The following is a 13,932-nucleotide window of genomic DNA, read 5'->3' as shown; positions in this document are numbered from 1 at the left end:
CTGAAACTCAGTATATTGTTTGATAATTATTCAATTTCGGACGACTTGGTTTTCTGTCCGAATTACGCAACAAAGCCGTTTATTCCTTAGAAATTTAATTATTATCGTCGTGGCTATTTGTTTGTTTTTTACACACGAATGTCGTGCCAATTCGCTTCGATATAATCAATGCAGTCTTACTTTAGTGACGGACCAAATGTGCTTTTCCAGCCAGGAGGGATCCCTTTGAACTCAGGCCATAAACTATATTGATTGTTGTGATTAATCAGCACAAAGAACTGGTTTTCAGGTTCGTCAAAAGGATTAATGTATTTCTCAGACATAGTTAACTCCAATCATAGAAAAATCAGGATTCAAAATTAAAAACATATGACAACCCATCAATGATGCCTCCGCGCCAACACAGGCGTTCATGTCCACCATCAAAGGTGCGAAACGATAACCGATGGTTTTGTTGCTTAAGTTGCTGGTACAGGTCTTGGCTCAAGTCCACCATGATGTCTTCCCCTAACCCAACTTCCATAAAAACACTTAGCTTTACGTTAGAACCAAGGCCAGAATGAACCAATTGACTCATTTGAGTTAAAGGTTCGCTTGTTTGAAGAGGAGAATATTCACTAGGTGGCTTCACTAACGAAAAATCAGGCCACCAGAATGAACCCGACTGACAAACAACCGCACCAAAACGGTCCGGATGGTTCAATCCGGCATACATCGCACTCAAACCACCAAGGCTTTGCCCAACAACAGCCGTACGATTAGCCTCATTAGTAATTGGGAAATAATGACCAACCAACGGCAGCAGTTCTTGAGTGATAGCCTGCCAAAACAAAGGGTTGCAACTGAATTCTTCACTACGCAGCGCTCCATTGATTTCATCAATGAAGACATACAAGGCAGGTGGAAGCTGACCGCTGCTCGTCGCATCGGTCAGCGCACTGAACAGAGGCATGGATTGAGACCAAAATTGACCATCTAAGACTAAAACCAATGGCAGTTCAGCCATTTGGTCAGCGCTGGCTGTCGAATACAACCAAACATAGCGCTCATTACCTAAACACTGGCTAGTCCAAGCCAGCTGCATGCCCGCTCCTGCCTGAACATTGCCATTTTTTGTATCGAACCTTGACCAAGCACTTTGCGATACTGCCTTTGGCATAGATAGCGGCGTTTTCGAACGTCCCCATTCGCAGGCTGACAAATTGTTTTTACTTAAATCATCGCGAACACTAAGAGGAAAAATGGTTCTCAACCACTCCCGATGCTTGGTGCGTTTCTCTTGGTATGTTCCGTGGTACGCTGGTTGGACGCGTTCATGTGTCACTGGAATAAACGTGTAGCTCCCACGCCACGTACTGTTTACCCTTGCCTTATAAAACCAAACATCCGTTCCTTTGACATGAGTAAGCCTTGCCATATCAAAGCTGTGATGATCAGTAATACCATTGATATCAATGTATATTTCCTTAACACTGTCATCCGTGTTTCGCCAAAGAAATAGCAGCTCAACGCTTGTATTATCTTGGGAAAGGATAAAAGGTGTTCCTTTTGTCTGCACCTCGTTCCACCAACATGGGGCTCCTACTTCTTCATTATCTTCAAGCAAACCACTTAAAACACTATTGATATTTTTATTTTCTATTATTCGAAAAGCCTTTATATCCATCACAAATCCAACTTGTACGTCGATACTTCATGCATATCTTCTAGTAATGAGATAGCACAAACTTATATCATCATTGTTGTAAATAATAATAATTATCATTAGTATTATTGCTGCAACACTTTTTTACATAAATGTTGTTACAACATCAAATGTTTTCTTCTTTTTTTATTAAGGAATACTCAGGTCATGAAGCCCATGGATTTAAACAGTGGCATCACCATCACTAATACTGGCAAGACTAAACTTGCCATGCTCATTGGTGTAATTTGCCTTGGAGCCAGCACCACTCTTTCAGCAGAGCAAGTGAACAACAGCAATACTAAGAAAGGCCAAGAAACCCTAACAACCCTAGAAACCATTGTGGTACTTGGTGAAAAACTCGGTGGTACACTTGCTGAGAACACAAGCTCAGTCACCGTTTTTACTGATGAAGCAGACAATGGCGAAGATCAAACATACTACGATCTACTCGATCGCGTCCCGAATGTACTGAATGCCCCTTCTGGTATTCCACATATTCGAGGTGTCGATGGTCGTGGGCCTGGTGAAGGCTTCCTTTCCTTCATGACAGGAGCGACACCAAGGGTGAATACAACCGTTGATGGCGTGTCAGAGTCATGGACTGGTGAAGCCTTTGGTAAAGCCGGATTGTGGGATACAGAACAAGTAGAGATTTATAAAGGCCCTCAATCAACCAACCAAGGCCGAAATAGTATTGGCGGCGCGGTGGTCATCAAAACCAAAGATCCAACGTTCCACTTTGAAAGTAAAGTTCGTGGTGGCTACGAAAACGAAGATGACAAATATCACTTAGCTGGTGTTGTTTCTGCCCCAATCGTGTCTGAAAAGCTCGCATTTCGATTAGCCGCCGAGGGCACAAAGGGTAATACACCAATTGATTACTCGCTGCCCGATAATGACCAATATCCATGGGACCCTTCTGAAGTTGAATCCTATAATGTGAGAGGTAAGCTGTTATTCAAACCGATGTCTAACGATAAGCTTACGCTAAAACTAACATTGGCTAGCCGTAATGAAGAAGGTCAATATACAAATCTGGTTTCTGAAAAAGGTAAGTTTGAATACATTGATGAAAACGGTACTCGACGTCAAACAACCGAAAGCTGGAATGCAAATTTTGACATAAATTACTTAATCAATGATGAATTAACTCTTGATGTATTGCTTGCGCGCCGAGACTATAATACGAAATTCAAAGCTTATCCTCGTACGGACTGGTGGGGTGATGTTGATGAAAAAAACTACACCGCAGAAGCGAAGCTATCTTATAACTCGTTAGATGACAAATACAATGCCATTGTCGGGGTAAGCAGTTTTTACAAAGATCAGGATACGCAAACAGACTCGATGAAGCGTAAAGATAAAGTTCTGACCAACTCAATTTACTTCGATTCAAAAGTCCAGCTCAATAACCGTTGGGGCTTGCTACTTGGCGCTCGTTACGAAAAAGATGAGCTGAAGCGTGATTTTGACCACGCAAGGTTCCCACTCGATTTCAATGCTGATGAAAGTAACGGTATTTTGCTACCAAAAGTCGGTGTAACTTTAAATGTATCAGACAATTCAATGCTTGGACTTACTGCTCGTAAAGGATACAACGCTGGCGGACTTGGATACAACGAGTACCAACAACAGGTCTTTGTGTTTGAGCAGGAAGAAGTCTGGACTTATGAGCTAAGTTCCCGTTCAACTTTCCTTGAAAATAGACTTGGTTTGACTGCAAATGTCTTCTACAACGACTATGAAAACTATCAAACGGTCGTGTATGGTGACAGTGGAAATCGTTTCGACAATTACATAGCAAACATCCCTAAAGGAAAAACATACGGTACTGAAGTTGAAACCAATTACTGGTTTGACTCAGGTCTGGACGTATTCGCATTTGTAGGCTTGTTAAAAACAGAAATCACCGAAGGACCAAGCGGTACTGTTGAAAACTTAAATGGGAATGAGTTCAGTTATGCACCTGAAGTGTCGGCTGGTCTTGGCTTCACCCAACAGCTAGATTCGGGCATTTTCTTTGGTGCTCGTGTTAATCACGTAACGGATTACTTTACAGATCTCGCCAACACCCGAAGTACGTCAGCAGGCGACTACACCATATTGAATCTCAATGCAGGTTATGCCATGAATGATCTCACCATTCGGGCCTACATTAAGAATGCAACAGATGAAGATTACGTTCTTCGCCATAAGAATGATCTTATCGAAATGGGCGGACCTCGTACATTCGGTCTTGTGGCTGATTACCAATTCTAACAACACAAAGTGCTCCGATGTTATTGTTATATAGTAACTTAAGGATGTATTGTCTATTAAGGCAGATAAATCTGCTTTTTTCGTAACGTTTATTAAGTACATCGTGACTTGTGTGTACGGCATGTATAGAGAATAGTATTACTCCCTACCAAAGACAAAATAAAGAATCGCAATTAGTCAACTCAATGGATTCCAAAGGAATCCATTTTTTTCTTCACAAAGCTAAAATGATTAACTACGGTATATCAGTGAATACCTGATGCTCATCAGCCAAGGGCAACTGTTGTACTTGTTGGGCTTCAGCTTTCTGTATGGTTTACTGCATTCGGTTGCCCCTGGACACGGTAAAACGGCAGTGACGTCAATGAGCTTGATTCATGGCTACCGTCGCCGACAAGCACTTGTGTTAATGGCGATTATTGCCGCCCTACAAGCCGCGAGCGCGTGCATTCTTTTCGTGATTACTGCCAAGATTGCAGAGCAGTTTGCTTTCAGCCTTTCCGATAATGTTCGTCTGCTGACGCAAGGTTGTGCGGTGTTTATTGTTTTATTGGCGCTGAAAGAGTTTGCGTCGGTGGCCAAGCGCCGCATCAAGCAAACACGATCTCAAGAAGATGATGATTCCGCAGGTTCTAATGACAATATTTCATGGAAAGCACTGCTACTCATCGGCTTCCGCCCTTGTACTGGGGCGGTGTTAGTTCTGTTTCTCTCTAACATGCTAGGCAGCTTAATGTGGGGCATGGTCGCGACATTCGTGATGGCTTTAGGAACGGCAATGACCAACTCGATATTGGTGTTCAACGCTTTAACGATTCAACGCCAAATGAAAAATCACAGCGCCAAACCCAATGCCAACTTGAGCAATACGCTTAACCTCGTGTTAGCAGTCACCATGGTGGCATCGGGCTTTATTCTCTATAACTTTGCCAGCGTGGCAGGATTGCAGAACTTCGTCAGATAAGTACCGCCAGCAATAAACGCAAAAGCCCCAACACTTGGTTGGGGCTGAATTTACATTGATTTGTATTTCAATACTGCGTGTTACTTAGGCTCGCGCAACAGGTACAGCATCAGCTTCAATGGCGTTTTCGCGATAATGCTGTGAGGCAAATGCGCGTCCATCAACAACCAAGCGCCAGCTTTTAGTTCCTTCGCCTCTTCTTCTAACGTGAACGTACATTCTCCTTCGAGTATTTGTGCAATCGCTGACACTGCTGCAGTATGTTCGCTCATTTCTTCACCTTCGGCGAAACCGAAGATAACGTACCAACCATCAATTGGACGCCAGAAAAAACGGTGAAGCAAGTTGGCAAACTCCCGATTCAAGTCAATTTATACCTGCGAACCTTAAACGGACGATGGGTGGCAAAGCTCCTCGAGCAAGGTTTAAGGATACCGTTGGGGGGAAGACGTTCTTTCTAAATGCACCATGTTGAATAAATACAACATGGTGGTTCTGTGTACGATGTTGACAACTTAAGAGCCCCCGTAATACAACACGAGGATTAACAACGAATAGCATTAGAAGAATGGATTACTTTTAGTAAGGCAAAACCCAATTAACAGGATATGAATGAGTATTTACTCTGTCTTATAATGGGGCAAAGGCGTGTTTGCTATAGGCAGTTCATATCACCTCTGTCAAGTTAAACCGACAGAGAAAAAAGTGACAAACTTTCTTGTAAATGAACGAACTATCAACAAAAGGGTTCCTGTTCTTGGTTGTCATTATCGACTGGTATAACTGTAAGGTGTTGTCCTCGCGGTTATCGAACACCAAGGGTACAAGTTTTATGTATCGTGGCTCTCGAAGAGGTGCTCCAATGCTACGGACCACCGATATCTTTATCCGATCAGGGCTGCGAGTTTACTAGCACTGAGTTCACACAGAGGTTGCTCAATCAGGGGGATATGGATCAACATGGACGGAAAAGGTCGCTGGATTGACAATCTTTTTATTGAGCGACTATTGAGAAGTTTGTAATACGAGGAGATTTGCTTAAAAGATTACAGCACACCCCGTGAAGCAGAGCTTGAAATCGGGCACTACATGGTGTTTTATAATGAGGAGCGTAAACACCAGGTACTCAATGACCTCACCCTGATTAAGTCTACTTTGACAGACAGAGCTACGCTGTATGAGCTGGTTCAATCACTTAAGATATTGGCTTATGTGTCCAGCCATTGGGCTTCACTTCTCTAATCCGTTCATAACAATAAGTTTCGTAGATGCGTAAAGATAACTTATACACCTTTGATAGCTGGCCTGTAGGTACACCAGAACGCTTAATACACGGCTATTGGGAGTTGGGCGTAATGAGGTTTCACACATTTGATAGTGAATGCGGTAAAGAACTTCAAGATACGTACAATCGCATTAACCATGGACTGGGAGCTAATGTTGTGTACATCGACCTAACTTCAATGGGAGATGGTTATCGATACAAGTCAGAAATCTTAGATGTTATTCGAAGTGATCAGCAAACATGGGTGTGGTTCGTAGGCTGTAGAGCGCTTTTGGAGAGTTCGTTGGCGGGTTGGTTACGCTCTATTTTGACGACATACAACCTAGACCACGTTCGAGTTGCTTTTGTGCTTGATAGCCGTGAGCAATTCAACCATATCTTTCAGGATTACTCAGCTCCGTTCTATCAATCTACCATAGCTCTGGATCTCTCAAAGAAGAGTTAGGCATATTCTTAGTTACTATTAAATATTTACTCTGCTCTTTAGCTCGTTCGTATAGATCCAGCCCTAAATGATCCAATTTAAGTGACTAAAGCGTAGCTTTTACGCTCATATCATCGCTAAATCTAACTTTTGTTATTTTTCGGTCGGGTGGCAATTCAAACAAATGAGAAGTTGATACACTTGGGGCATTTTTGATTCTGGTGATTAAATCCGAAACACAAACATACTGGTTCACAACTCATCAATATCAACGTCAATTTCTGGGGAGTTTTCTCTCTGCTTAACTAGTTCTCGGTCTTGTTCATCTTCCTCAAATTCAATTCGGGAAGAGTCAAAAACATCACGTCGTTCAACTAGAAAGTCAATATCCGCCTTATCCGCACCTTCCGAATAAGCCCCCCAATCTTTTTTACTTGTAGTCACGAATTCATCGGTGTGCGCAGTATGACTTGTTAATCCTTCTAAAAGGTCTTTTTCTGGCAACAGTTTTTTACTCATAACTTACTTCTCGATTCAAAAATGACATTAGATAATTTATAGCATAGTGAGCAGCTAGAAATTAGCTCTGAAACAAGGAAAGGGGCAAAAGCGTGTTTTGGGCTTTAGCAACAAGAGTCAGTACCACTTACACCTACTCGATATTGAGGTAGCGTTACTTGGTCGAGGATTTGCTTGGCTTTAAGCCCGGAGTGTTGCCTGGAGTTTTTTTGTTGTCACGTCGACGTTGATCTGGCTTGCCGGTCGACTTGGCTATTGGTTTTGGCCCTGGTTTCAAACCCATGATTTGATCCTTTTATTTAACGAGGTTATTCCTCGTTGTATAATCTTTGGGCAGTGTTGATGGCTTTCAAGATGTGTATGAAAAACAATCTAAAAATATCCCCAATATTTCTTGCTAGTAACTCATGTTTTGATGCGTTTTAAAATGTACTTCGACAAGCTGGAGGCACAAGATGGATAGAATTACCTCGGGCCCACGACGGCTTAGTGTTGAAGAGATACAAGAGCTTCGTCGCGATATGAAAGAATCCTCAGCTTGGTGCAAGGCCGAACTAAAACGCCGACGAGACGCAAAAATTCAAAAAAAATCTGCGCATGGTATAGATGATGGTATCGAGAAAGGTGGTATTTCTAACTAGCTGTTATTTAGATGTATTTTGTGCTCGTTGATATTCGAGTGGGAATAATTTTCCTCTAGACTGTTGAGTTTATAAGAACCAGCCTTCGGGCTGGTTTTTTTGTACTTCAAGTTTGTGAAGAGGTGGCTCAACTTTTTTGTGAGAGATATATACATGCGGTTAAATTAAATATATATTCATTTTAATTGTTTGATTATCATAAATGGTATTGCTATGGAACAGGCTGACGTTACCTCTCTCATTCCCATCCTTATTACTCTTTTCCTCGCGCTGACCACAAGAAATGTCGTTGTTGGTTTATTCGCGGGTGTGGTGAGTGGTGTCGCTATGCTCGAAGGGACATTTGTCGAAAAAGGGCCACTAGACTCGTTTAGTGCATTGATGAAAAGCTATCTACTGCCGCAATTAACTGACAGCTACAATGCGGGCGTCATTTTGCTCTTGGTCTTTATTGGTGGCTTTGTTGCCTTGATGGAGAAATCTGGCGGTGGTGTGGCGTTTGCTAAAAAGGTTACTCAATGGGTTGCGAGTAAATGCCAAGCTCAACTGTCCGCATGGTTCGGTGGTGTGGTTATTTTCTTCTCAGACCTTGGTACACCACTGATTGTTGGCCCTGTTTTTCGCCCTTTATTTGATAAGTTAAAAGTATCACGCCAAAAATTAGCTTTTATTATCGACTCTACTTCCTCTCCCGTCGCAATCTTGATCCCTTTTATCGGATGGGGCGTTTACATCATGGGATTGATTCAAAAAGAGTTTACTGCCCTGAATGTCAGTATGAGTGATTGGGATGCTTTCATTGGTGCGATCCCGTATCAGTTTTACGCCTTTCTTGCGATCGCGATTGTGCCGATTGTCTCTTTCTTCAAATTAGATTTCGGACCGATGGCGAAGGCTGAACAACTAGCAGAGCAGGGCTCCGACTTTGGGAAAGTGCAGGAGTCCATGAATGTGTTTACGCATAAAAATGCAAAATCTAGTTTTGTATGGGCACCTTTGCTCGTTATGCTGGTGGTTCTATGTACCATCCTCGTGCCACACGGTTTTCCATTTCAAAAAGTGGCAGGATCAACGTTTAGGGCTGCACTTTCTTCTGCATATTTCTTCGCGGCCTTCACTTTAATTGCGCTGATGGCGTTTTATGGAGTAAGAAAGCTTTCGGATGGTATTCAGGTTTATCTGAAAGGGATGTCAAACATGATGTCAGTGGCGGTGATTCTGGTATTGGCTTGGGCGCTTAGCTCGGTTGGGAAAGAATTAGGTGCAGCTGCATACATTGCTGAACAAGCTCAAGCCGGTTTCCCTTACTGGTTATTGCCAGCGGTTGCGTTTTTACTGGCCGGTATTATCTCGTTCGCTACGGGATCATCTTGGGGGACGTTTGCCATCATGATGCCATTAGTGATCCCAACTGCCGTCGCGATTGATGCACCACTGTTGGTTTGTATTGGTGCGGTATTATCTGGTGGCTTGTTTGGCGATCACTGTTCTCCCATCTCTGAAACTACGATTTTGTCGTCGACAGGAGCGGGGTGTGAACAGTATGAGCACTTCCGTACACAATTGCCTTACGCATTACTCAATGGAATGATCGCATTGGGGTGTTTTCTTTTAGCTGGAATCAACGCCTCACCAGTGATTGTGCTTGCCGCAATTATTTCTCAGTGTGTGGTTTATTTTGTGCTGTCTAAACAAAAGTCAACCGCGAAGCTAGAGGTGGTTTCGGCAGAACAATAAAGAGAGAAGCATCACAAAGCGGAGGCTCACAGGGTCTCCGCTTTTCTTTTGAGTCAAGGTAACATTTTTCTTGTGACAAAATGTGTGTGAGGACCTATTTATTCATTTTGTCTCGCAGAATCAACGTACTTGGCTCGGTGTTTCGTATATATGATCCACTATATGTCTAGTTATTCCTCGTATATTGTATTGTTGAAATCCGGAGACTAGACATGTTTGCACTCAAACATCTTCCTCTTGCATTGAGTTGTGTCTTAGCAGCACAAGTGAATGCGAGTATGAATATTCAGCCCGATCCGCAAAATCCGAATGGTTATGTTATTGCTCGTGGTGACGTTCAAGCCGTAGAGCAAAGCAAAACTTCTGATCCTATGTATGCCATTTGGTCACAAGCATTAGAGACACGCCCGAACTCAGTGGTTGAAGCGATTGTACCAGGGGCGACAACCAACCCAGAAAACGTGAAGCGTGTAGAGCGTGTATTCCCCGAAAGTGAGTGGGACTTCCTGACTCAAATGGCGGCACCTGAATACACTTACACGCGTTTCCTACGTGCAATTGGTAAGTTCCCTGCATTCTGTGGTGAGTACACAGACGGTCGTGATTCGGATGCAATTTGTAAAAAATCGATCGTGACAGCGTTTGCTCACTTTGCACAAGAAACCGGTGGCCATATTTCGATTGATAACGTATCGGATAATCCGCTAGGGTTGGAAGAGTGGCAGCAAGCTTTGGTTCATGTGCGAGAAATGGGATGGTCTGAAGGGCAAGAAGGTTACACAACAGGTTGTGGTCAAAATGACTGGCAAAATAAGCGTTGGCCATGTGAACCAGGACAAGGTTATTTTGGACGTGGTGCTAAACAGCTTTCTTACCATTTTAACTATGGCGCGTTCTCTGAAGTGATGTTTGATGGCGATGCATCTGTATTGCTGAAAAATCCAGGCTTGGTTGCGGATTCATGGCTGAACTTGGCATCGGCTATCTGGTTCTTCCTAACCCCACAAGCACCGAAACCTGCAATGCTACATGTGATTGACCGTACTTGGGTGCCTTCACAGCGTGAGCTTGATGCTGGCATTGGTTACGGCTTTGGTACCACCATCAACGTGATCAATGGTGGTATTGAGTGTGGAGAGCAAAACAAAGATAAAGGTCAACCTGTTAACCGTATTCGCTATTGGGAAGGACTTGCCGCTCATTATCAAATTCCAATTGAAGCCGATGAGACCAATACCTGTTGGCAGCAGACGCCTTACGGCAGCTTAAATCTGAATGGTGCGACAGACGTGTTGTACACCAACTGGGATGGGAACTGGAAATACTACTCAGATCGTCCGGGAGGCCACTCTTTTGAATGTGAACTTGTTGGTTTCCAAACGGCTTACTCTGCGCTAGTTGCGGGTGACTATGAGAAATGTGTAACTAACTTCTACCAATCTCATGCGGGTTGGCCAGAAGTTCGTGTAGTTGACAAGTTAGACCCAGTGGATCCGGTCGATCCGCCTGTAGGTGGTGTGGCAGCTTGGGATTCTGGCAAAGTATATAACACGGGTGATCAAGTTTCTTACCAAGGTGCTGTTTACGAAGCGAAATGGTGGTCACAAGGTAATGAGCCAACGAAAGGAGACCCTTGGAAGCTGGTTTCAGGCACTCCTACGGAGCCGCCTACAACGGAACCTGAACCACCGGTGACTGAGCCAGAGCCGCCAGTAACCGAGCCAGAACCTCCAGTGACAGGCAATTTTATTCAGTGGGAGCCGGGTGTAACGCAAGTCGCTAACGGCGATAAAGTGACGTACCAAAACAAATGTTTTGTTGCGAAAAATGGCCCAGGAGTGTGGGAAAGCCCAACGCAAAGCAACTGGTTCTGGGACGAGATTTCTTGTCAGTGATCGAGTAAAAAACAACCTAACCATCTATAAAGACTCTGCTTTTTTGCAGGGTCTTTTTTTATATATGTAGTGGTTTATTTATGGAATCTAAGTTTTCAATAACAGCTTTTCTCTTTTGTTCTGGAGCCCATTAAAATTCGCGCGCATTTTTTATCAACATTTTTGAAAAAAGGTATTTGTACATGTCGACAAAACTGGCTAACCCAGCACCGCTAGGTCTTATGGGTTTCGGTATGACCACTATTCTGCTCAATATTCATAATGCAGGATTTTTCCCAATTGACTCTATGATTCTAGCGATGGGCATCTTTTACGGTGGCCTTAGCCAAGTAATCGTTGGCATCATGTGCTTTAAACGCGGTGATACATTCGGCACAACTGCGTTTACTTCTTACGGTCTATTTTGGCTAACATTGGTTGGTCTAATCGTAATGCCTCACATGGGTCTTCCTGCAAGCCCTGCAAGCTTTATGGGTTGGTACCTAGCGCTTTGGGGCATCTTCACTGGTTTCATGTTCATTGGTTCTCTATGTTACCCAACAGCGAAGCAAGTGGTATTTGGCTCTCTAACTATCCTGTTCTTCTTGCTTGCTGCTCGTGATTTCACTGGTAGCGAAGTGATCGGTGCTATCGCTGGCTTCGAGGGTATCTTCTGTGGCGCAAGTGCAATTTACTTCGCAATGGCACAAGTACTGAACAACGAATTTGGTCGTGAAGTGTTACCTGTAGGTAAAGCAAAAATCGCTCGTAAAGTTGAAGCGGTTATCGCCTAAGCTGCTACTCATAATGAAGAAAGGGGGATTAACCATTGGTTAATCCCCCTTTTTTATGTCCTCAATCGGACCACTGCTTTTTCTTATTTATGTGATAACGCTATGTTGATGGTTGCTCAACAGTTTCTGCGCTATTGCTGTCTGCCGTTGGTGCTTTACCCGTTTTACGTCGGTACTTATCTTCCCAGTAATCTGCGCCTTTAATGCCCAGTGCAACAGGGTTAAATGTAAAATCGGTCACACCACGTTTTTGTTGCTCTTCGTAGTCGTTCAGTGCTTTGAGTGCAGGCTTCGACATAAAGAAGATGATCAAAATACCGATGATGTTTAGCCACGCCATCAGTCCTACGCCTACATCACCCATCGCCCATGCTAAGTTGGCGGTTTTCACGGTTCCGTAGAACACGGATGAAATAATGATGACTTTCAGAATAAACATCAGTCCATTTACTTTGAACGTACGACGAATGTAAGCAATGTTCGTTTCTGCAATGTAGTAGTAAGCCAGAATGGTCGTAAACGCGAAGAAGAATAGAGCGATTGCGATGAATGGTTTACCCACGCCAGGTAGTGCGCTTTCGATCGCCATCTGTGTAAACACAGGACCATTTGCACCAATATCCGCTGGTAGGTTTTGAACCAGGAATGTACCTTCAATCGCACCATTTACGTTGTACGCGCCAGTGATAAGAATCATGAACGCGGTTGCTGAACACACAAGTAGTGTATCGATGTAAATAGAGAAAGATTGAACAAGACCTTGCTGAGCTGGGTGATCAACACTCGCTGCTGCTGCTGCGTGAGGACCAGTACCTTGACCTGCTTCGTTGGAGTAGACACCACGTTTTACACCCCAGCCGATTGCTGCACCAACGCCTGCCATTGGTGTGAATGCGTCACCAATGATCATGCCGAAAATGCGTGGAACCTCACCAATGTTTAGAAGGATGATGACAAACGCAGTAATGATGTAAGCTAACGCCATAAATGGCACAACGACTTGGGTAAAGTTCGCGATACGCTTTACGCCACCAAAAATGATGAAAGCCAAAATGACACAAACAACCGTACCAGTGAAAATTTTAGCAAAACTGAAGGTACCAATAGCGGTTTCAATCATGTCACCTGAGCCAAATGCGGCTTCTACTGCGTTACCGATACTGTTCGATTGAACGCCAGGAAGTAGAACACCACAAGCAAAGATGGTCGCGATAGCAAAGATCCAAGCGTACCATTTTTGTCCCATTGCTTTCTCAATATAGTAAGCAGGGCCACCACGGAACTCGCCTTCGTCTTCTTCTTTATAAATTTGTGCAAGTGTTGATTCTGCGTATGCGGTTGCAGCGCCAAAGAAGGCAACGACCCACATCCAGAATACGGCACCTGGGCCACCGAAACCGATAGCAGCAGCAACACCAGCAATGTTACCTGTACCTACACGGCCAGATAGTGAAACGGCAAGTGCCTGAAATGATGATATCCCTTTTGTTGAACTCTTCCCTGAAAGTAATAAGCGCCACATCTCAAAGAAGTGACGAATTTGTACAAAACGCGTCATGATTGAATAGAACAAACCTGCGCCAAGGCACAAATAGATCAGTACCGGGCTCCAAATAATTCCATTCAGAAAATCAACTAATGACTGCATGAGTATTTTCCCTGTTAGTTGTGTTTGTGGTTGTTTTTCACACAATACATTACCCTTTATGTAATGCAATTGTTAACTTTTTTAGCTACAAATCCTTTGT

At 43.6% G+C, this 13,932-nt stretch carries 13 protein-coding genes and 1 pseudogene; 8 read left to right on the top strand and 6 right to left on the bottom strand.

Annotated features, from left to right (window positions below; translation table 11 throughout):
* Nucleotides 1–176 precede the first annotated feature (176 nt).
* Entirely contained in the window at nt 177–323 is a 147-nt protein-coding gene (locus R7O12_RS13730; RefSeq protein ID WP_276419145.1) for an MbtH family protein, read from the bottom strand.
* Between the two features lie 23 nt (nt 324–346).
* Nucleotides 347–1,666, bottom strand: a complete 1,320-nt coding sequence (gene fes, locus R7O12_RS13725) for an enterochelin esterase (RefSeq protein ID WP_053306971.1) — start codon at nt 1,664–1,666, stop codon at nt 347–349.
* A gap of 186 nt (nt 1,667–1,852) precedes the next feature.
* On the opposite strand from fes, the gene R7O12_RS13720 reads away from it, so the two are divergent.
* Nucleotides 1,853–3,946 (top strand): TonB-dependent receptor, encoded by a 2,094-nt coding sequence (locus R7O12_RS13720; RefSeq protein ID WP_140301922.1) that lies wholly within the window; start codon nt 1,853–1,855, stop codon nt 3,944–3,946.
* Between the two features lie 259 nt (nt 3,947–4,205).
* Nucleotides 4,206–4,910 (top strand): nickel/cobalt transporter, encoded by a 705-nt coding sequence (locus tag R7O12_RS13715; protein WP_170897313.1) that lies wholly within the window; start codon nt 4,206–4,208, stop codon nt 4,908–4,910.
* Nucleotides 4,911–4,990: 80 nt separating this feature from the next.
* Here the strand turns inward: R7O12_RS13715 and R7O12_RS13710 are convergent, their stop codons facing one another.
* Nucleotides 4,991–5,254 carry a cupin domain-containing protein gene (locus tag R7O12_RS13710; RefSeq protein WP_250155004.1) on the bottom strand — a complete coding sequence of 88 codons (264 nt, stop codon included), beginning with the start codon at nt 5,252–5,254 and terminating at the stop codon, nt 4,991–4,993.
* A gap of 398 nt (nt 5,255–5,652) precedes the next feature.
* On the opposite strand from R7O12_RS13710, the pseudogene R7O12_RS13705 reads away from it, so the two are divergent.
* Both R7O12_RS13705 and R7O12_RS13700 read left to right on the top strand, forming a co-directional pair.
* Nucleotides 5,653–6,091, top strand: a pseudogene (locus R7O12_RS13705) (transposase); the annotation flags it as partial.
* An 87-nt stretch (nt 6,092–6,178) separates the two neighbouring features.
* Nucleotides 6,179–6,640, top strand: a complete 462-nt coding sequence (locus R7O12_RS13700; RefSeq protein ID WP_064377323.1) for a hypothetical protein — start codon at nt 6,179–6,181, stop codon at nt 6,638–6,640.
* A 231-nt stretch (nt 6,641–6,871) separates the two neighbouring features.
* Here the strand turns inward: R7O12_RS13700 and R7O12_RS13695 are convergent, their stop codons facing one another.
* The gene (locus tag R7O12_RS13695) at nt 6,872–7,138 is read right to left on the bottom strand and encodes a hypothetical protein (protein ID WP_064377321.1); all 267 of its coding nucleotides are present in this window, start codon (nt 7,136–7,138) and stop codon (nt 6,872–6,874) included.
* A 154-nt stretch (nt 7,139–7,292) separates the two neighbouring features.
* Entirely contained in the window at nt 7,293–7,421 is a 129-nt protein-coding gene (locus R7O12_RS13690) for a hypothetical protein (protein WP_004395831.1), read from the bottom strand.
* Nucleotides 7,422–7,593: 172 nt separating this feature from the next.
* Here R7O12_RS13690 and R7O12_RS13685 point away from each other — a divergent pair, with 172 nt between their 5' ends.
* From R7O12_RS13685 to R7O12_RS13670, 4 genes are all read left to right on the top strand, one after another.
* Nucleotides 7,594–7,779, top strand: coding sequence for a hypothetical protein (locus tag R7O12_RS13685; protein ID WP_025576835.1), 186 nt, complete (start codon nt 7,594–7,596; stop codon nt 7,777–7,779).
* 213 nt (nt 7,780–7,992) lie between these two features.
* On the top strand, nt 7,993–9,516 hold the full coding sequence (locus R7O12_RS13680) for a Na+/H+ antiporter NhaC family protein (protein WP_005381684.1): 1,524 nt from the start codon (nt 7,993–7,995) through the stop codon (nt 9,514–9,516).
* A gap of 212 nt (nt 9,517–9,728) precedes the next feature.
* The gene (locus R7O12_RS13675; RefSeq protein WP_213973446.1) at nt 9,729–11,411 is read left to right on the top strand and encodes a chitinase; all 1,683 of its coding nucleotides are present in this window, start codon (nt 9,729–9,731) and stop codon (nt 11,409–11,411) included.
* A gap of 182 nt (nt 11,412–11,593) precedes the next feature.
* The gene (locus tag R7O12_RS13670; protein WP_005381682.1) at nt 11,594–12,184 is read left to right on the top strand and encodes an acetate uptake transporter; all 591 of its coding nucleotides are present in this window, start codon (nt 11,594–11,596) and stop codon (nt 12,182–12,184) included.
* Nucleotides 12,185–12,284: 100 nt separating this feature from the next.
* Here the strand turns inward: R7O12_RS13670 and R7O12_RS13665 are convergent, their stop codons facing one another.
* Nucleotides 12,285–13,832, bottom strand: a complete 1,548-nt coding sequence (locus R7O12_RS13665; protein WP_005381681.1) for an alanine/glycine:cation symporter family protein — start codon at nt 13,830–13,832, stop codon at nt 12,285–12,287.
* Nucleotides 13,833–13,932 lie beyond the last annotated feature (100 nt).

The organism is Vibrio sp. Vb1574, from assembly GCF_033338675.1.
The sequence above is the reverse complement of the archived record's forward strand: the minus strand, read 5'-3'. Positions and strand labels throughout refer to the sequence as shown.